General features: G+C 53.5%; 18 protein-coding genes. 15 read left to right on the forward strand and 3 right to left on the reverse strand.

Going from position 1 to position 19,098, the window contains the following annotated elements:
* Positions 1–57: 57 nt before the first annotated feature.
* The gene (locus tag BMY01_RS06780) at positions 58–2,997 is read right to left on the reverse strand and encodes an Rne/Rng family ribonuclease (RefSeq protein ID WP_074745529.1); all 2,940 of its coding nucleotides are present in this window, start codon (positions 2,995–2,997) and stop codon (positions 58–60) included.
* Between the two features lie 475 nt (positions 2,998–3,472).
* Between BMY01_RS06780 and BMY01_RS06785 the strand changes: the two genes are divergently transcribed.
* Both BMY01_RS06785 and BMY01_RS06790 read left to right on the forward strand, forming a co-directional pair.
* A complete protein-coding gene (locus tag BMY01_RS06785; RefSeq protein WP_074745606.1) occupies positions 3,473–4,459 on the forward strand; it encodes an RluA family pseudouridine synthase in 987 nt (328 codons plus the stop codon).
* A 156-nt stretch (positions 4,460–4,615) separates the two neighbouring features.
* Entirely contained in the window at positions 4,616–5,566 is a 951-nt protein-coding gene (locus tag BMY01_RS06790; RefSeq protein ID WP_074745531.1) for a S49 family peptidase, read from the forward strand.
* A gap of 289 nt (positions 5,567–5,855) precedes the next feature.
* On the opposite strand, the gene BMY01_RS06795 is transcribed toward BMY01_RS06790, so the two are convergent.
* A complete protein-coding gene (locus BMY01_RS06795) occupies positions 5,856–6,617 on the reverse strand; it encodes an SAM-dependent methyltransferase (protein ID WP_074745533.1) in 762 nt (253 codons plus the stop codon).
* The gene (locus tag BMY01_RS06800) at positions 6,614–7,210 is read right to left on the reverse strand and encodes a Maf family nucleotide pyrophosphatase (protein WP_074745535.1); all 597 of its coding nucleotides are present in this window, start codon (positions 7,208–7,210) and stop codon (positions 6,614–6,616) included. The genes BMY01_RS06795 and BMY01_RS06800 overlap by 4 nt, the downstream gene beginning before the upstream one ends.
* A gap of 220 nt (positions 7,211–7,430) precedes the next feature.
* Here BMY01_RS06800 and BMY01_RS06810 point away from each other — a divergent pair, with 220 nt between their 5' ends.
* The 13 genes from BMY01_RS06810 to BMY01_RS06870 all read left to right on the forward strand — a co-directional run bounded on the left by BMY01_RS06810 (position 7,431) and on the right by BMY01_RS06870 (position 18,751).
* Entirely contained in the window at positions 7,431–7,964 is a 534-nt protein-coding gene (locus BMY01_RS06810) for a YceD family protein (protein WP_254772638.1), read from the forward strand.
* 21 nt (positions 7,965–7,985) lie between these two features.
* Positions 7,986–8,165: a 50S ribosomal protein L32 gene (gene rpmF / locus BMY01_RS06815; RefSeq protein WP_074745541.1), complete on the forward strand. Its 180-nt coding sequence runs from the start codon at positions 7,986–7,988 to the stop codon at positions 8,163–8,165.
* Positions 8,166–8,219: 54 nt separating this feature from the next.
* Complete coding sequence (gene plsX / locus BMY01_RS06820) at positions 8,220–9,281, forward strand: phosphate acyltransferase PlsX (protein ID WP_074745543.1); 1,062 nt, start codon at positions 8,220–8,222, stop codon at positions 9,279–9,281.
* Positions 9,278–10,237, forward strand: coding sequence for a beta-ketoacyl-ACP synthase III (locus BMY01_RS06825; RefSeq protein ID WP_074745545.1), 960 nt, complete (start codon positions 9,278–9,280; stop codon positions 10,235–10,237). The genes plsX and BMY01_RS06825 overlap by 4 nt, the downstream gene beginning before the upstream one ends.
* Before the next feature lie 149 nt (positions 10,238–10,386).
* Positions 10,387–11,337, forward strand: coding sequence for an ACP S-malonyltransferase (gene fabD, locus BMY01_RS06830; RefSeq protein ID WP_074745547.1), 951 nt, complete (start codon positions 10,387–10,389; stop codon positions 11,335–11,337).
* A 50-nt stretch (positions 11,338–11,387) separates the two neighbouring features.
* The gene (gene fabG, locus BMY01_RS06835; RefSeq protein WP_175463221.1) at positions 11,388–12,128 is read left to right on the forward strand and encodes a 3-oxoacyl-ACP reductase FabG; all 741 of its coding nucleotides are present in this window, start codon (positions 11,388–11,390) and stop codon (positions 12,126–12,128) included.
* A gap of 177 nt (positions 12,129–12,305) precedes the next feature.
* Positions 12,306–12,542, forward strand: coding sequence for an acyl carrier protein (gene acpP / locus BMY01_RS06840; RefSeq protein ID WP_011380423.1), 237 nt, complete (start codon positions 12,306–12,308; stop codon positions 12,540–12,542).
* A 33-nt stretch (positions 12,543–12,575) separates the two neighbouring features.
* On the forward strand, positions 12,576–13,823 hold the full coding sequence (fabF, locus tag BMY01_RS06845) for a beta-ketoacyl-ACP synthase II (RefSeq protein ID WP_074745551.1): 1,248 nt from the start codon (positions 12,576–12,578) through the stop codon (positions 13,821–13,823).
* A gap of 10 nt (positions 13,824–13,833) precedes the next feature.
* Positions 13,834–14,826: an endolytic transglycosylase MltG gene (mltG, locus tag BMY01_RS06850; protein ID WP_074745554.1), complete on the forward strand. Its 993-nt coding sequence runs from the start codon at positions 13,834–13,836 to the stop codon at positions 14,824–14,826.
* A gap of 247 nt (positions 14,827–15,073) precedes the next feature.
* Positions 15,074–16,024 (forward strand): HpcH/HpaI aldolase/citrate lyase family protein, encoded by a 951-nt coding sequence (locus BMY01_RS06855; RefSeq protein ID WP_074745556.1) that lies wholly within the window; start codon positions 15,074–15,076, stop codon positions 16,022–16,024.
* A 223-nt stretch (positions 16,025–16,247) separates the two neighbouring features.
* Positions 16,248–17,438: a malate--CoA ligase subunit beta gene (locus BMY01_RS06860; RefSeq protein ID WP_074745558.1), complete on the forward strand. Its 1,191-nt coding sequence runs from the start codon at positions 16,248–16,250 to the stop codon at positions 17,436–17,438.
* Positions 17,439–18,326 (forward strand): succinate--CoA ligase subunit alpha, encoded by an 888-nt coding sequence (sucD, locus tag BMY01_RS06865; protein ID WP_074745560.1) that lies wholly within the window; start codon positions 17,439–17,441, stop codon positions 18,324–18,326. It begins immediately after the preceding gene.
* A gap of 53 nt (positions 18,327–18,379) precedes the next feature.
* Entirely contained in the window at positions 18,380–18,751 is a 372-nt protein-coding gene (locus BMY01_RS06870; protein WP_074745563.1) for a hypothetical protein, read from the forward strand.
* The last annotated feature ends 347 nt before the right edge of the window (positions 18,752–19,098 follow it).

Genomic DNA, 19,098 nt, shown 5'->3' on the forward strand with positions numbered 1-19,098 from the left:
CAGACTTGCCTGAGTCTTTAAAAGAGGCGACGGATTGTCGCCTCTTTTATGAGACTTTTATTTATGGGTCTCCACCTGTACCAGCGCTTCGTGCTGCTCGATTACTGGGGGAGGAGGCGTTCTTCTACGTCGAGGCTGTGCTTTCATTGCTTCTCCTTCCGCTTCAGTTTCAGCAGGTTTTATTTTTTCGGGAAGGGTCTCGATCATGATCAGACCAGCCGCGCTTAAATCGAGAGATGGCGTAGCCCCTGGTTGCTGAGTGGGTTGCTGAGGAGGCTCACCTTGCTGTCCCTCTCGTGCAGGAACTTCTTCCTGTTCGACTTTTGGATGAGGTATAGGCATTTCTAGGGCGCTCAGGGGAACCCTGGAGGTGTCGCCCTCCGGAACGACCCTTGCTGCTTCAACTTCAACCGGCGCCTCTGATGCAATTAAAAGTGACGCACTGGTAACTGCAGCTTCGGTCGCTGCCTCTCTCCGGTCCTCAGGAAGCTTGTCGGATGGCTCAGGAGCAATCTGCTGTTCATTCGCCAGAGCCACTTTTTCGGCTATCGTAGCTGCCGGAGCAGGGGCAGATTCCATCGCAGCCACTTGAGGTACGACTTCGGACGCAACTTCGGACACAGCTTCGGGCATAATTACCGGCAGAGTTCTATCTGTCCGCAAAGGTTCGGAAGGGGTGTCATCCCTTGCTCCCGCAGGGGATTCCTTTAATGCCTCTTTTTCGTCCAGGAGAGCAGAAGCCAGGACAATTGACGGTGTTCCATTTATCGGACCCGAAATGATATCCGCCCCAGGATTTTCCTCGTGCGCTACCTGATCGGTAGATTGCTGGAGAGGAGAATCCTTTGCAATTGCCTGCCTGGCTTCACGCGCTGCACGATCCAGGCGCTCGCTCCGGTCGCGTTGCCTGCCACCACGCCGTCTGCGGCGGCTGCCTTCCTCACTCGGCTGTACGGCTTCTTCCGTGGCAGGCGGTAGCTCGGAAGAGGGTTTGAGTTCTGTCCGCGGCTTTTCTTCACGCTGCGACCGGGGATGTTTTTTTGCAGCAGCTCTTTCACCCTGAGTTTTTGCCTCGCTGCGTTCCTGGCGCTGCGGCACAGCTTCACGCGCCGACTCCGGAGCACCGCTTGGGCTGATTTCGGCCCCTCGCTCCGCGCGCGCATCGCGTGGACGTTGGCCGGCGCGTGCTGCCTTTTCATTTTCGCCGCTGCGTCCTTCCCGGCGGTCACGGCGTCCCTGACCCCGTTCCTCAGGATGTGCAGCAGCGGCAGGCGGTTCGTGCCGAACGGTCTTTTCGCCGACCCCCACCTGTTTAAACCAGCCGAATATTTTATCGAGCAGGGAAAGCGGTTCCGGTTCATGCTGTGGTTTTTGCTCGCGTACCGGAGCAGGTTGTGACGGTGTGATGCCTCGTACCGCTGCCTGCTGCCGCACAGGCTTGGGCTCCTGTCCGCTGGAAGGCAGCGGGATATCCTGGGCGGGTTTTTCCACCATCTGGTAACTCGTCTGAACTTCACCAAGTTTTACGTCGTCATGACGCAGGCGGGTGATGCTGTAATTGGGCGTTTCGAGATGGATGTTGGGGATCAGAACGACACTTACTTTCAGGCGTGCTTCGATTGCATGAATTTCCGCCCGTTTTTCGTTCAGCAGATAAGTCGCTACATCTACCGGCACCTGAGCATGCAGCACTGCCGTATTCTCCTTCATCGCTTCTTCCTGAATGATTCTGAGGATATGCAACGCCGAGGAATCGGTACCCCGGATGTGACCGGTACCGTGGCAGCGCGGACAGGAAATATAGCTGCTTTCACCCAGGGAAGGCCGCAGGCGCTGGCGCGATAATTCAAGCAAACCGAAGCGGGAAATCTTGCCCATTTGCACCCGTGCCCGATCGTAGCGCAACGCGTCGTGCAACCGGTTTTCCACCTCCCGCTGGTTGCGCGAGACTTCCATGTCAATAAAGTCGATAACCACAAGTCCGCCGAGGTCGCGCAGGCGCAGTTGCCGCGCAATTTCATCTGCCGCCTCCAGATTGGTAGCCAGGGCCGTCTGCTCGATGTCGGAACCGCGGGTGGCACGGGCTGAATTTACGTCCACCGAAACCAGGGCTTCTGTATGATCGATCACGATCGCGCCGCCCGAGGGGAGGGTAACCTGCCGCGAATATGCGGTTTCGATCTGGTGTTCGATTTGAAAGCGGGAAAATAAGGGCACGTCATCCCGATAGAGCTTGACCCGCGCTACGTTGCCGGGCATGACATGACCCATGAACTGGCATGCCTGCTCATAGATGCTTTCCGTATCAATTAGGATTTCACCGATTTCCTGATTGAAGTAATCCCGGATTGCCCTGATGACGAGACTGCTTTCCTGGTAAATCAGGAAAGCACCGCTCTGGCCTTTGGAAGCATCTTCAATAGCACGCCACAACTGCAGCAGGTAGTTGAGGTCCCACTGCAACTCTTCTTCGGTGCGTCCTATCCCCGCCGTCCGCGCAATGATGCTCATGCCCTGAGGAATGTTCAAATGCGACATGACATCGCGCAGTTCGGCACGATCTTCGCCTTCTATGCGGCGCGAGACACCTCCCCCGCGCGGGTTATTGGGCATCAGCACCAAATAACGGCCCGCGAGCGAGATATAGGTGGTAAGTGCAGCTCCTTTTGTTCCCCGTTCGTCCTTGTCCACCTGGACGATGAGTTCCTGGCCTTCATGAAGCGCGTCCTGGACTCGGACCCGCCCAGGGTCCGGGCTCTCTTTCAAATAGGAGCGGGAAATTTCCTTGAACGGCAGAAAACCATGCCGCTCGCCCCCGTACTCGACGAAGGCGGCTTCGAGGCTCGGTTCAAGACGGGTGATAACAGCTTTGTAGATATTGCTCTTGCGTTGTTCCTTGCCGGCAGATTCAATGTCGAGATCGATGAGCTTTTGACCATCGACAATAGCGACACGCAATTCCTCCGGCTGTGTCGCATTAAATAGCATGCGTTTCATTTTATGCCTCCCGCGCTCTAGTCACGGCAGACAGCCTACGCGCGCAGGAGAACATGTCCTGCGCGGCGTATACGAGAGCTTTTAGTCAGACAACTTGATCATGGCGTCAGGGCTGCTTGTTAAAAATGGCCACTTCTCTGGCTTATTCTCTGGCTTGTCACTGTGGCCCTGCTTTATTTCGGAAGCAGAACCAGGAAATTAGTTTCAATCAGGCTTCGACTAGGGCTGCCCGTAACCAGGCGCTTCGAAACTGAAAACTGAAATCGACGTGTGCTTTGAGCGCGTAAATCCATTACTATCGCTACTTTATTGGTGAGCGACATTAACCATATCTTGAGGTCAGCTCTTTTCCCTCGGATAAAATCCCATCAACAGTACCACCTCGTGCACCGGATAAAGGATAGGCTGGAACCCTGACTTGATAAGTATAAGTAGAGTTAAAGATTTACGCAAAGAATTTCCTCCAAGCCCTGTGGTGAGGGAAATCATAGGGGAGGAGAGCAAAGGGCAGCGTATTGATAATTTTTTAATCAAACGCTTGAAAAACGTGCCCAAAAGTCACGTCTACCAGTTGTTGCGCAGCGGGCAGGTGCGCATTAACAGCAAGCGAGCCGCTCCGGACTATCATCTCCAATCCGGAGATATTGTTCGCATACCCCCGGTGAGAACGGTGGAAAAATCGGCGCTGTCCTCGAAGAAATTGAGTAAACCGGGTTTTATTGCATTTCAGGTTTTGTTCGAGGATGATGCACTGATTGCCGTCAATAAACCTCCTGGGGTTGCCGTGCATGGAGGAAGCGGCATCAGTTTCGGAGTAATAGAGCAATTGCGCGCCCAGCATCCTGACTGGAGATTTCTGGAGCTCGCACATCGGTTGGACAGGGAAACTTCTGGCGTACTGCTCCTTGCCAAGAACCGGCCGGCACTTGTAGAGTTGCATCGGCAACTTCGCGTTGGAGAGGTGGAAAAACACTACCTGACCCTGGTCAAGGGCAGGTGGCGTAATGCGCGCCAGAGTGTCAGGCTGTCGCTCAGGAAATATCTGACACCCGCCGGTGAACGGCGGGTAGCGGTGGAAAAGGATGCAAATGAAAAAAAAGGTGGAATGAGCGCCCATACCGTTTTCATCCTGCGGGAATCGTGGCAGAGCTTCAGCCTGCTGGAGGCTGAGCTGAAAACCGGACGTACGCATCAGATTCGCGTACACCTTGCTTATCTCGGGTTTCCTATAGCGGGAGATGACAAGTATGGGGATTTTGCCTTGAATAAGGATATTGCCCGGCGTGTTCCTGGTTTGGGACGCATGTTTCTCCATGCTTGGGCAGTCGAATTCGCGCATCCCGTTACGCATGAAAAACTTCGCCTCGAAGCACCGCTGCCGGACGATCTGCAAAAATTTCTGGATACGATGGATAGCCCGGATAAACCACCGAAGCTTCCGGCGGAAAGGACGTTCTCCTGACTTCCTTCCCTCACAGCAGTTCAAGTATCTTATTCAATAGAGATTGCTACAGGGGTAGCCGGAGGCGGAAACAGCAGTTTTGGCAGTTTTGTTTTTATATTTGTGGCCTGTCGCTGCGGCAGGACGCTTTATTTGACTTGAAGGATCGAAATAATCATGTCTGATTCACAGAATCGAAATGAAGGTTGGGACAGGCAGGTGCTGGAAAAATTGGTGTTCTCCACCTTGCAGGAACAGCGCCGCACGCGGCAGTGGGGAGTATTTTTCAAGTCTCTTACTTTTACCTGGCTGTTTATCCTGCTATTTTTCGGTCTTGGCTGGTTTGGAGACAGCAGTATGTCCATTTCCGGCAAGCATACTGCTCTCGTCGATTTGCGCGGTGTAATCTCTCCCGATAGCATCAGCAGCGCGGAAAACATTACTGCCGGCTTGCAGCAGGCATTCAAGGACGCAAAAACGCAGGGTGTGATCCTGCGCATCAATAGTCCTGGGGGGAGCCCCGTCCAGGCAGGATACATCAACGATGAGATACGCCGCCTGCGCGCAGAATATCCTGAAATACCCCTCTACGCGGTCGTGGAAGATATCTGCGCTTCGGGCGGCTATTATGTAGCGGTTGCCGCCGACAAGATATATGTGGACAAGGCAAGTATCATTGGCTCCATCGGCGTCCTGATAAACGGGTTCGGTTTCACAAAAGCAATGGAGAAACTTGGCATCGAAAGGCGGTTGATCACGGCAGGGGAAAGCAAGGCTTTTCTCGATCCATTTTCTCCCAACAATCGCGAGCAGGAGGAATATGCAAAGAAAATGCTGGGTGATATCCATGAGCAATTCATTCAGGTAGTTCAGCAAGGTCGGGGCGAACGCCTGAAAGAAAAGCCGGAAATATTCAGCGGCAAGGTGTGGACAGGTCAAAAAAGTGTCGAACTAGGACTTGCTGATGGAATGGGAAGCGCGGAATACGTGGCACGGGAAATTATCAAGGCCGAACACATCGTCGACTATACAACCCGGGAGGGAGTTGCCGAGCGCCTCGCCAAGCGCTTTGGGGGAGTTCTGGCGGAAACGCTGAGTGGTTTGGGAATGAGTGCGGAACTCCACTAACCCGGATATTTCGCCGGGTCGCTCTCGGGGCGATCGGGGCGGTGGAGCGGTGTCTTCCGAAGGAGGATGCGACCCCGAAACGGGAAGAAACGGGAAACTGCAAAGCGACTCTTGCCTTATTATAGTAGCGACACTCCTCTCCCGAGATTGAACCTGCAAAGCGACCGCGCGGGGAAAAGTATATTTTGTCTGACGATACGCTTCCTCTAAGCGTATACCCTGACATAGGGCGCGGTCACGGCGCCCCTCCACTGCCCGATCCCGCTTCGCGGGTCCCTCGTGCTTCGCTTCAGGGCGCCCTGCCCAATCCCGCTTGGGGGCCCTTCGGGCTACGCTCTCGGGCGCCTCCATGCAATAAAAAGACAGCCGGTTTGTTGCTGAGGTCGGGCGAGACGCGCTTCCATTCCTTGATGCTCCTGGTTGCGATGAATTCGTCTGTAAGGGTAAGGTTGCATGCGATACAGAGATCCGTTCCTTCGCGGCAGGTGGCAGTGATCGCCTCTAGCAGCTTCTGGTTGCGATAAGGCGTTTCGATGAATATCTGGGTTTGATCGCCGGTGATGGAGTCTTTTTCCAGTTCAACGATTTTTTTTATACGCTTGCTATTTTCAACCGGCAGGTAGCCATGAAACGCAAAGCGCTGGCCATTCAATCCGGAGGACATCAGCGCGAGAAGAATGGAGGAGGGACCGACGAGAGGAACTACTCGGATATTCTTCTGGTGGGCGAGGCGCACCAATCCAGCTCCCGGATCGGCTATTGCGGGGGAGCCAGCCTCCGATAACAATCCTGTATCTATTCCCGTGAGCAGTGGCGCAAGCAGGTTCTCAAACTCCCTGGCGTGAGTGTGTTCGTCCAACACCTGCATGGTGATCTGCTGCAAAGGGAGAGCACAGCCCACCTGTTTCAGGAATTGTCTGGCTGTTTTTGGATGCTCGACAATATAATGATCAAGCCGGGCAATACATTCACGGACCGCGGGAGGCACTGTCCAGCCAATATCGCCGTTGCCCAGTGGGGTAGGGATGAGATAGAGCGTTCCTATACTCAAACTATCTCGACACCTTCAAGCGTCAGCATTTCAACAAGCGCAATCAGCGGTAAACCGATCAATGCGGTGGGATCCTCGCTTTCCATATGCTCTATCAGCGCAATCCCGAGCCCTTCGAGCTTCGAACTGCCGGCACAATGATAGGGTTGTTCCTTATCGAGATAATTTTCTATCTGACGGTCGCTTAATAGACGGAATTTGACGCGAGAGGGCACGAGGCGCGCCTGCATAGTGCCTTGGTCGCTGTTGAAAAGGCAGAGTGCAGTATAAAACGAAACTTCTTTTCCACGGATAAGCTGCAACTGCCGAGTGGCGTTGTGACGGTTCAGGGGTTTTCCGAGCTGGATACCTTCGAAAACCGCAACCTGGTCGGCGCCAATAATTAAAGCGCCGGGATGAGTTGCTGCAACTGCACGGGTTTTCGCAGCAGCCAGGCGAACGGCAGTGGCGTCCGGAGTTTCTTCGGGCAGAGGCGTTTCATCGATATCCGGATTACTGACGTCGAAGGGGATCTGCAGGCGCTGGAGAAGATCCCGGCGATAAATGGAACTGGACCCTAATATAAGCTGTGGCGCAATCTGCTGTGTTTTCAATGTTTATTATTTTGAAGGGGAAGAGCTTTTTTGACACTCAAGGGCAAAAAATATATCATGCGCGCCGTATAACGCTGCAAATTCACCGGGATTGTAATACCAAGTACGCGCTGACATCAATTGAGTACCAGGCGGGGCTCGCGGATATAAAGCATATAAGGTTATGTCTTATGTCCGGTAACCCTATCATCCGGGGTATTTCCGAAAAGGCAGCGAGATTTTGAAGCCGGTAGGAGACAAGAGCGTAACGTTTATGGCTGTCCCGCTTGTCATAGATTCCCTGGATTTCGCATGTAATGCGGAAGTGCGCCGTGGTAAGATCGCGATTGCCAGATTTCAGCGCCTGCAGGACTATCTGGCTAATAATTCCGGTGAACTGGAATATGCAGTTACTGGAGCGCTGGATGCAAACGGAAGGCCAGTTTTGCGCGTAGACATTCAAGGTGTCGTCAGTCTCCAATGCCAGCGTTGTCTGGAGGAACTCGAGCATGTGCTCGACATCCATACAGAGTTGCTACTGGCGCAAAATGAGCAAGAGCTCCAGAGTCTTGATGAGGACGAATTGGTGGACTGTATTCTGGCTCAGCCCGAAATGGACGTTCTATTGCTTATCGAGGATGAGATCATTCTGGCTCTGCCCGTATCTCCACGCCATGAACAGGACGAATGTATGCCTGGCGGACGGGAGGATGGGAAAGCAACAAGGGAAGCATCTCCCTTTGCCGCTCTGGCGGCATTGAAAAAAACACATTGAATTTATTGAGGAGTTGAATTTATGGCAGTGCAACAAAACAAGAAGTCCCCCTCCAAGCGGGGCATGCACCGATCACATGATTTCCTGAGGACGACGCCCTTGTCGGTTGATTCCGACACGGGTGAGGTGCATTTGCGCCATCACATCAGCCCCAACGGCTACTATCGCGGCAAAAAGGTCATCAAAACAAAAGAAGATTGAATTTCGCCTGTTGATTTTTCGGTCCGAAGTTTATTCCGGCCTCAAGGGCAGAAATTGACTATAACCGTAGCTGTAGACTGCATGGGCGGCGATCACGGCGCCCATGTGACGGTTCCCGCAACCGTCAGCTATCTCCAACGCAACCCCGCAATCGACGTGGTTCTGGTAGGGTTGCCTGATGTTATTGAATCCGAATTGCGCGCCCTGAGGTATACGCAGAGCCCTCGGCTCAGGATTCATGCTGCAAGCGAGGTTGTCAGCATGGATGAGTCTCCGGCCACGGCATTGCGGGGTAAAAAAAATTCTTCGATGCGCGTTGCGCTCAATCTGGTCAAGAGCGGCGAAGCCCAGGCCTGTGTCAGCGCCGGTAACACTGGAGCGTTGTTAGCGACTTCCCGATTTGTGTTGAAGACGCTTCCCGGCATCGACCGGCCAGCACTTGCCGTGGTATTACCTACCATGAGAGGGCACACCTATGTGCTTGATCTTGGCGCAAACGTGGATTGCACTGCTGAGCACCTGCTTCAATTCGGTGTGATGGGCGCTACCTTGGTATCGAGTATCGAGAACAAGGAAAAACCGAGTATCGGTTTGTTGAATATCGGCGAGGAAGAGATCAAAGGAAATGATGTGGTGAAGCGCGCGGCGGAACTGCTACGTGACAGTGGGCTTAATTTCTATGGAAATATCGAGGGAAACGATATCTATAAAGGAACGACCGATGTGGTTGTGTGCGACGGCTTCGTTGGCAATGTTGCGCTGAAAACCTCGGAGGGCGTGGCGCAAATGCTTTCCCATTACCTGCGCGAAGAATTCAGGCGAAACCTTCTCACCAAACTTGCGGGACTTATCGCCCTGCCCGTGATCAGTGCCTTCAAGCGCCGCGTCGATCACCGGCGCTACAACGGTGCCAGCTTGCTGGGACTCCGTGGCATCGTCATCAAGAGCCATGGTTCGGCTGACAAGAGCGCATTCGGCTTTGCAATTGCGCGCGCCGTGGATGAAGTACGGGGCGGCATGTTGCGCCATATAAGCGAGCGAGTGGCGCAATTATCGCATCAATCCATGCAATCCTCCTCATACCGCCGGTCGCTCCCGGAAGAGAGCCCGGTATGAAGTACGCCAGAGTCATTGGAACGGGCAGTTATCTGCCTGAGAAAATTCTCACCAATCACGATCTGGAGCGCATGGTCGACACGAGCGACGAGTGGATTCGGACTCGTACTGGCATTGCACAACGGCATATCGCCGCCGACTCGGAGATGGCGAGTGATCTTGCCTTGAACGCGAGCCGTGAAGCAATAAAGGCAGGTGGGATCGATGCGCGGGAGATCGAACTGGTAATTGTCGCCACCACTACGCCCGACATGATCTTTCCCAGCACGGCGTGCATTCTGCAGGACAAGCTCGGTATCGGGGATTGCGCCGCATTTGATGTGCAGGCGGTGTGCAGCGGTTTTATCTACGCGCTTGCCACTGCAGATATGTTCATTCGAGCCGGGAAATGCCGGACGGCGCTGGTTGTCGGCGCAGAAGTCTATTCACGCATACTGGACTGGAGCGACCGCAGCACTTGCGTGCTGTTCGGTGATGGTGCGGGTGCTGTGCTGTTGACGGGCGATGAACGGCCCGGAATCCTTTCGACGCATTTGCATGCGGACGGGAGTCAGAGCAAGATCCTTTCCGCGCCGGCTAACATCTGTGGCGGCAAAGTACAAGGTAAACCCTTTGTCGTGATGGAGGGTAATACGGTTTTCAAGTTTGCGGTAAAGGTTCTTGAAGAAGTCGTACACGAGGCTTTGACTGAAAACAACCTGGAGTCGTCGGATATCGATTGGCTGATCCCGCATCAAGCCAATATCCGTATTATTGCTTCGACCGCAAAAAAACTCGGTATTCCCATGGATAAGGTCGTCGCCACCGTGGATAAGCATGGCAATACTTCCGCCGCCTCGATTCCATTGGCCATCGATATCGCTGCCCGTGACGGACGCATCAAATCCGGTCAGCATGTGCTTCTGGAAGGCGTGGGGGGAGGCTTTACCTGGGGAGCGGCATTGATCCGCTGGTAGCCAGCTCCTGCTGCTTGACTCCTGCATTTTAATTATTCTTGTTTCAGTTCCCTTTTCAGCCGGGTTTAACAACTTTTCTTTCCCCGGCTCGAAGGTTTTTCTCGTTACCTGCCGCAGATGGAACTGTCGAAGGGTGGGTACTGATACTGATGAGCGCACAGGTTAAATTTGCATGTGTTTTCCCGGGACAGGGGTCTCAGTCCATAGGGATGATGGCTGGATACGACAGTTTTCCGGTGGTACGGCAGACTTTTGCTGAAGCATCCGATGTGTTGAAGCTGGATTTGTGGGAAATGGTATGCGACGGTCCGGCCGAAACCCTCAACCTGACCGTTAATACCCAGCCGCTGATGCTGACTGCCGGGGTAGCGGTTTATCGGGCGTGGCAAACGCTGGGCGGAGTCAGGCCGTCTTTCGTGGCGGGCCACAGTCTCGGGGAATATACAGCGCTGGTGGCATCCGAGGCATTGTCTTTTGCTGACGCCTTGCCATTGGTACGCTTTCGCGCGGAGATAATGCAGCGGGCTGTACCTGAAGGAGTGGGCGCGATGGCGGCGATTCTCGGACTCCATGATGACGTCGTACGGTCGATCTGCCAGGAGGTTACAGAAGCATCGGATGGGGAGTCGCTGGAACCGGCAAATTTCAATTCACCCGGGCAGGTCGTGGTTGCGGGGCACAAAGACGCGGTGGTTCGCGGCATGGAAGTGGCAAGATCTAAAGGCGCGAAGCGGACTGTCATATTGCCCATGAGCATTCCTTCGCACTGCTCTCTGATGAAACCCGCAGCGGAAAAAATGCGTCAACAACTGGCGCAAGTCACGCTTCGTTCACCCAAAATCCCGCTATTGCACAATGCGGATGTGAAACAGCACGAGGATACTGAGAGCATCAAGGAAATTCTGGTCCGGCAGTTGTTCAGTCCCGTCCGCTGGACGGAGATCATCCGTTTTATTTCCGACGCCGGGATCCATCATGTGGTGGAATGCGGACCCGGCAAAGTCCTGTCAGGACTCAACAAACGTATAGATGCCAATTTGCAGAGCCTCGCATTGATCGACGATGCAGCGCTTGGTCATGCGGCAGCTTTGGCAGGATAAAGGTCAAGCAGGGCCGCATTGCTCATCATTGAACGACGTACTGGAAGATCATGCTGCAAAATCAGATAGCACTTGTAACCGGTGCCAGCCGGGGAATCGGACAAGCCATTGCCCTTGAACTCGGCAGGCAGGGGATTACCGTCATCGGTACAGCGACAACCGAGGAGGGCGCCCGAAATATCGATCACTTCTTGAAAGAGGCTGGCTTCAAGGGCACGGGGATGGCATTGAACGTGAATAATGCTCCCCAGGTGGAGAGTGTTGTCAAGGCAGTACAAGAGGAATTTGGCGGGATCGCAATCCTGGTGAATAATGCCGGCATCACCCGCGACAACCTGCTTCTCCGCATGAAGGATGAGGAATGGGATGAGATCATGGAAACGGATCTCAAATCTGTGTTTCGCTTGAGCCGCGCCGTGCTGAGGTCAATGGTGAGGGCTCGTTACGGGCGCATAATCAATATTTCCTCGATAGTCGGCACTACCGGAAATATCGGCCAGGCCAATTATGCCGCTGCAAAGGCCGGAATATTCGGTTTCAGCAAGTCCCTGGCGCGGGAGGTAGCCGGTCGCAATATCACGGTCAACTGTATCGCGCCCGGGTTCATTGCAACAGACATGACTCAATCCCTTACAGAAAAACAACAGCAGGTATTATTTCAGCAGATTCCGGTTGGAAGACTTGGACGTCCCGAGGATGTGGCGGCAGCAGTGGCTTTTATTGCCTCACCCGCTGCCGAATACATAACGGGCGTGACCCTTCACGTGAACGGCGGAATGTATATGGATTAGCAACGGGAACGACGCACCATAAATGGATTCCACTTCATCCAGCCGCGGTACGTGGGTATGCGGCTTTCAGGGATGAGTTTGATGTCCGGGGTCTTCAGTCTGGAATGCGTCGATTTTACTAATATGGAAAACTTGCTAGAATGGCGGCGTTTTTTCTTACGGAGAGAGGTTATCTAGATGGAAAACGTGGAACAACGTATAAAAAAAATTGTAGCGGAGCAATTGGGCGTGAACGAGGCTGATGTCAAAAGCGAATCCTCCTTTGTGGATGATCTGGGCGCCGATTCGCTCGATACAGTGGAGCTTGTGATGGCGCTGGAAGAGGAATTCGAGTGCGAAATTCCTGACGAACAGGCTGAGAAAATAAATACTGTTCAACAGGCAATCGACTATATCAATTCTCACAGCAACTGATTTTGTTCCCAGTAAATCCATATCGGAGTCACTTTGTCGAAACGTAGGGTAGTGATCACCGGACTAGGCATAATCTCGCCGGTCGGTAATTCGGTTTCAGATGCCTGGGCCAATATTCTTGCCGGAAAATCCGGGGTTACTCGAATCAGCCGTTTCGACTCTTCCCCCTTCGCTTCTCAGATAGCTGGAGAAGTCAAAGGTTTTGATATCACGAATTATCTTACCGCCAAGGACGCGCGTCGAATGGATGTGTTCATTCATTACGGCATGGCTGCAGGGATTCAGGCGGTAAAGGATGCGGGTATTGAAGACATAGCCGCCAGCAATCTCGATCCTGAACGAATCGGCGTCAATATCGGCTCCGGTATCGGGGGACTGTCCATGATCGAGGGAACGTATGACGCCTATCACGCTGGTGGTGTGCGCAAGATTTCCCCATTTTTCATTCCCAGCACCATCATCAACATGATCGCAGGTAACCTGTCCATCATGTATGGTTTTCAAGGACCGAATCTGGCCATTGTCACCGCTTGCACCACCGCTACCCATTGTGTGGGGGATTCAGCCCGGCTGATAGAATATGGCGATGTGGATGTGATGATCGCGGGTGGAGCGGAATCCTGTGTAACACCCCTTGCGATAGGGGGATTTGCGGCAGCACGAGCGCTTTCCACCCGTAATGATGACCCTGCCACTGCCAGTCGGCCATGGGATAAGGGCCGCGATGGTTTTGTCCTGGGCGAGGGAGCCGGTGTTCTGGTGCTGGAAGAGATGGAGCATGCCAGACGTCGCGGAGCCAGGATTTATGCTGAGCTTGCCGGTTTTGGCATGAGTGCCGATGCGTACCACATGACTGCACCCTCCGAAGACGGGGAGGGTGCCGCGCGTTGCATGACGAATGCGCTCCGAAATGCCGGGTTGAACGCAGATGACGTCGACTACATCAATGCCCACGGTACATCGACGCCGTTAGGGGATGTTGCAGAAACCGTTGCAGTAAAGCGATGCTTTGGAGAGCATGCAAAACAGCTCGTGATGAATTCTACAAAATCCATGACGGGTCATCTGCTCGGTGCAGCAGGCGGGGTAGAAGCAATATTCAGCGCACTGGCCGTACACCACCAGGTTTCACCTCCCACGATCAATATTTTCGATCAGGACCCGGAGTGCGACCTGGATTATGTTCCCAACCATGCGCGAGAAATGAAGATCGATGTGGCAATGTCGAACTCATTTGGTTTTGGTGGTACAAATGGCACCTTGATTTTCCGAAGAGCCTGATTTCTGCTTTGTGGCGAAACTACTGAAGCGCTTCATCCGCGTCGTTTTTCTGGGAACGGCGCTCTTTTCCGCATGGGTGGGGTATAGGGTCAGCAAACCCGTCGAGCTTCCCATCGTTCCTTATGAATTTTCGATCGAGCAAGGCAGCAGTGTAAAAACCATCGCCAATCAACTGGCGTATGCCGGTGTTTTACCTGACGCCTGGTCTTTTGTCCTGTTGTCGCGCTTGATGGGTGTCGCTACATCACTCAAGGCGGGAGACTATGAGATCACTGCGAGCATTTCGCCATTTCAGTTGCTACAGCGGATAACCAGGGGTGATAGCAGCCAGAGTGAAATCAGATTCATCGAGGGTTGGACTTTTTCCCAGCTCAGGCGAATATTGGATGAGCACCCCGCTCTCCGCCACCAGACCACTCACCTGAGCAACGGGGAGATTCTGCGGCTGATCGGAGCAACCGAGACTGCGGCAGAGGGGTTGTTTTTTCCGGATACCTATTTCTTTGCCCGCGGGAGCAGCGATGTTGCAGTATTGAAACGCGCCTACCACGCCATGCGCAACCACATGGATATCGCCTGGGCACAGCGGGCAGTAAACCTTCCTCTGAAAGATCCGTATGAGGCCCTGATCCTGGCATCGATCGTTGAAAAGGAAACAGGTCGGGAGGATGATCGCAGAATGGTCGCAGCCGTGTTTATCAACCGCTTGCGGTCACGCATGTTGCTACAGACGGACCCGACAGTTATTTATGGTTTGGGTGATAAATTCGATGGCAACCTGCGTAAAAAAGATCTCTTGAGCGACCAGGAATATAACACTTACACACGTCCTGGTCTGCCGCCAACTCCCATTGCCTTGCCTGGGTTGGCTTCAATCCGCGCCGTGCTCAATCCCGCAACGACCGACGCGTTGTATTTTGTTGCGAAGGGGAACGGAGAGTCTCATTTTTCCAGCAATCTGTCTGATCATAACCGGGCCGTTTCCAAATACCAGAAACAGTAGCGTCCGTTCCCATGACATGTGTGTATCCACGCATTGCGAAAGGTAGGGTTTTTTCCCTTATTTAATCCTGATTTCAATCCCTTTCATAAAAGTTAAATTGAATATTACCTTCTTCAAAAGTAAAATAGTGCGTTATTTATCACAACGATAAGCAGCGCCGAGCCAGGATGTCTCCCGCAATCCGGCCGCGCCAGTTCCCCTCCCAATCACGTCTCCAAAATTAAATAACTCAATCAGGAAGGAGCAAATGAGTCATACACTATATGAAGCCTCTGTCATTCGTGTGCAACGATGTGAACTGGCTGTTCCCGGTTCAAACCCTGGCATGTTCGAGAAAGCCCTGAAAAGTGGTGTGGATTTCGTTTTTCTCGATCTCGAAGACGCCGTTGCCCCGGATGACAAGTTGACGGCGCGAAAAAACGTTATCGAGGCGCTCAACGACTTGGATTGGAGAGGTCACGGGGTGACTGTTTCGGTACGGATAAACGGTCTGGATACCCAGTTCATGGTTCGGGATGTGGTGGATGTGGTCGAAAAAGCAGGCCACAAACTGGATACCATACTAATCCCGAAGGTGGGAGTATATTCGGATGTCTATATGGTTGAAGCCATGCTCAACCAGCTGGAGATGCAGCAGGGACTGAAAAACCGGATAGGCATTGAAGCATTGATTGAAACGGCGCTGGGTATGGCGAATGTGGAAGACATTGCGCGCAATGGTGTGCGCGGACGGCTGGAGGCGCTCCACTTCGGCGTGGCGGATTACGCCGCCAGCAATCGCGCCAGAACGACAAACATCGGCGGCCTCAATCCGGACTATCCCGGGGACCAGTGGCATGCTGCCATCAGTCGGATGACTGTCGCCTGCCGTGCCTATGGCTTGAGACCGATAGATGGTCCTTTTGGCGATATCAAGGATCCGGAAGGCTATAAAGCGGCGGCCAGACGAGCTGCCGCTTTGGGCTGTGAAGGTAAATGGGCTATCCATCCGTCGCAAATCGATCTTGCCAACGAGGTTTTCACGCCACCTCCATCCGAAATTGAAAAAGCACAACGTATCCTCGCGGCCCTGCAGGAAGCGGCAGCTCAAGGGAAAGGGGCAGCCGCGCTGGACGGGCGCCTGATCGATGCCGCATCCGCAAGAATGGCCAATAACGTGGTAAAAATGGCAGAGGCGATAGGCGCAACCGCGACATAGCACACTTCCGACCGCATCGAGCGGTCTTTCTTTTTCTTCTGATCCTGCCGGGGAGACTCAGGTTGGCGGGTACATTACTGTGAAGTGTGACGCCGTTTCCGTTTCCATCAGGCAGGTTCGCTTTGTGCTTGAGCAATTCAGGGAATCCATGAAGCTTCCTGGATTGCGAGAGCCATGACCCCGGGGAATAGTGAAAATTATTGTTGATAAATAAGGTGACGCATTGGATATACATGAGTATCAGGCAAAAGAAATTTTAATGAGGTATGGGGTCAGGACAGCGGAAGGGGGGTTGGCATATACGATAGAAGAAAGTGTGCAGCGTGCCAGGGAAATCGACGGCAATGTATGGGTGGTGAAGGCGCAGATCCATTCAGGGGGCCGCGGCAAGGCGGGCGGCATCAAGGTATGCAGGACTCATGACGAAGTCCGGGCGGCAGCTGAGGAGTTGCTGGGAAAGATTCTGGTGACCCGTCAGACTGGAGCTGTGGGGAAGGTGTGTACACGGGTATATGTGGAAGCGGGCACGCACATTGCCAGGGAGATGTATCTCTGCTTTCTGATAGACAGAAGTTCGGAGCGCATCGTCATGATAGGCTCGGGACAGGGTGGAATGGAAATCGAGGAGTTGGCTCATACAAATCCCCAGGCCATCAAGAAGATTTTTATTGAACCCGCAGTTGGGTTGCAGGATTTTCAAGCGAGAGAGATGGCTTTTGCACTAGGCGTGGAAGCGGCACAACTGCCTCATGCCGTTAAAACCATTCGGGGCTGCTACCGCGCCTTGCGTGATCTGGATGCGAGCATGGTGGAAATCAACCCCCTCGTGGTCACCGGGAGTGGTGAACTCATTGCTCTTGACGCAAAAATGAGCTTCGACGAAAACGCCTTGTTTCGCCGGCACGAGGTTGCCGAATTGCGTGATAAAACACAAGCCGATCCGCGGGAGGTAGCAGCCTCCGATCATGGGTTGAGCTACATCGGATTGAACGGTGACATCGGATGCATGATAAACGGCGCTGGGCTCGCCATGGCGACGATGGATATGATCAAGCTTGCGGGCGGTGAGCCGGCAAATTTCCTTGATGTGGGAGGGGGCGCATCCGCCGAGCGTACGGAAAAGGCATTTCGCCTGGTTTTGGCTGATAAAGGAGTCAAGGCGATGCTGGTCAATATCTTTGCAGGTATTAACCGCTGCGACTGGATTGCGCAAGGCGTCGTGCAGGCGGTAAGAAATATCGATATGAAAATCCCGCTGGTCGTGCGCTTGTCGGGCACCAATGTCGAGGAGGGCCAGCGGATCATTGCCGAAAGCGGCTTGCCGATCATCACAGCGGGAACGCTGGCGGAAGCGGCCGAGAAGGTTGTCCAGGCGCGCAATGGCGCGGTTGCGGAAGAGTGCAAAGGGATATAAATGGCGATTTTAATTGATGAGAGCACACGGATCATAGTTCAGGGTTTCACCGGCAAGATCGGTACCTTTCATGCACAGGATATGATCAATTACGGTTCCAACATTGTCGGCGGTGTAACTCCCGGTAAAGGGGGGCAACAGCATCTGGGGCGACCGGTTTTCAATACGGTGAAAGAGGCTGTTCAGCAAGTCGGTGCGAATGCAAGCATCGTGTTTGTGCCTCCAGCATTTGCAGCGGACTCAATCATGGAAGCAGCCGACGCAGGCATCAAATACTGCGTTGCCATTACTGACGGTATTCCTACGCAGGATATGATGACGGTCAAGAACTTTTTACGCCGCTTTCCTATCGAAGAACGCATGGTACTTACCGGGCCGAATTGTGCGGGTACGATCAGCCCGGGCAGGGCGATGCTGGGAATCATGCCGGGCCATATCTACATGGCGGGAGATGTGGGCGTCGTTGGCCGTTCCGGAACGTTGGGATACGAAGCCGCGGATCAAATGCGGACATTGGGCATCGGCATATCGACATCGGTTGGGATTGGTGGAGACCCGATTATTGGCAGTTCGCATCGCGATATTCTGGAGAGATTCCAAGAGGACCCGGAAACAAAAGTAGTGGTCATGATTGGAGAAATTGGAGGACCCCAGGAAGTCGAGGCAGGTATTTTCTCCAGAGACCACATGAGCAAACCCCTCGTGGCGTATATTGCCGGCCTGACAGCGCCGGAAGGTCGCCGCATGGGACATGCGGGTGCGATTATCTCAGCGGCGGGTGAAAGCGCTGCGGAAAAAGTTGCCATCTTGAAAGAACTGGGCGTCACCATTTCCCCCACCCCCTCGGCCATAGGGGAGACAGTCGCAAAGGTCTTGGCTAAGATGTAAGCGCGCAAAAGATTTTGCCACGCACTTTTTGAAATGAACGTGGAGACTTGGATATGTCAATCTGGATGACAGCGTTAAAAATCATTCCCTGGGGGAATGTGGTGGAATCCGCACCGCATATCGTAAAGGCGGCCAAACACCTTTTTTCTGCCACAAAGAAGGAAACAGCCGATTTCTCGGCCGATTGGCAGACAGGAGATATCTCGGGCAGCCTGGATAAACGCGTTCGTTTCCTAGAGGCAAAACTCATCGAGTTGAGCGATGAGCAGAGATCTTCCGCCGAATTGATAAAGTCGCTCGCCGAGCAGAACGCTCTGATGGTCGAGGCAATCGAGGTTTTCCGGGTTCGGGTGAAAATGCTGCTTACTGTTTGTATCCTGCTGCTGGGGGGACTTGCGGCTGTCATATTCAGGCTCGTGGTCTGATCTCAATTTTCTTGACATGGGATGTGTGTCCGGTTAGGCTACGCGCTGTTTTGGTCTGACCCGGTTACACGGGTCTTTCCGGCGCAGCGGATATGTGCAAGGGGGAGCCGTATTCAATATGGATGCGGTGATGCAAATATCCGGGGAACATTGAATGATTTCGCGGAATTGCAGCATTTCTTGCGCTTTCCGGTTATCCCGATTTTACTCTGCGACGTCCTTTTGCAAGGACTTGTTCAACGTTCCTGATAAACAACAACATCATTACGGAGTAAAGGAGAGAAGCAGATGTTAATGAAGCCTTGGCTGAGGCTGGTTACGCTTGCGTGTGGGGTGCTGTTTGCGGG

It is taken from the genome of Nitrosospira multiformis (genome assembly GCF_900110185.1).
Lineage (GTDB): Bacteria > Pseudomonadota > Gammaproteobacteria > Burkholderiales > Nitrosomonadaceae > Nitrosospira > Nitrosospira multiformis_A.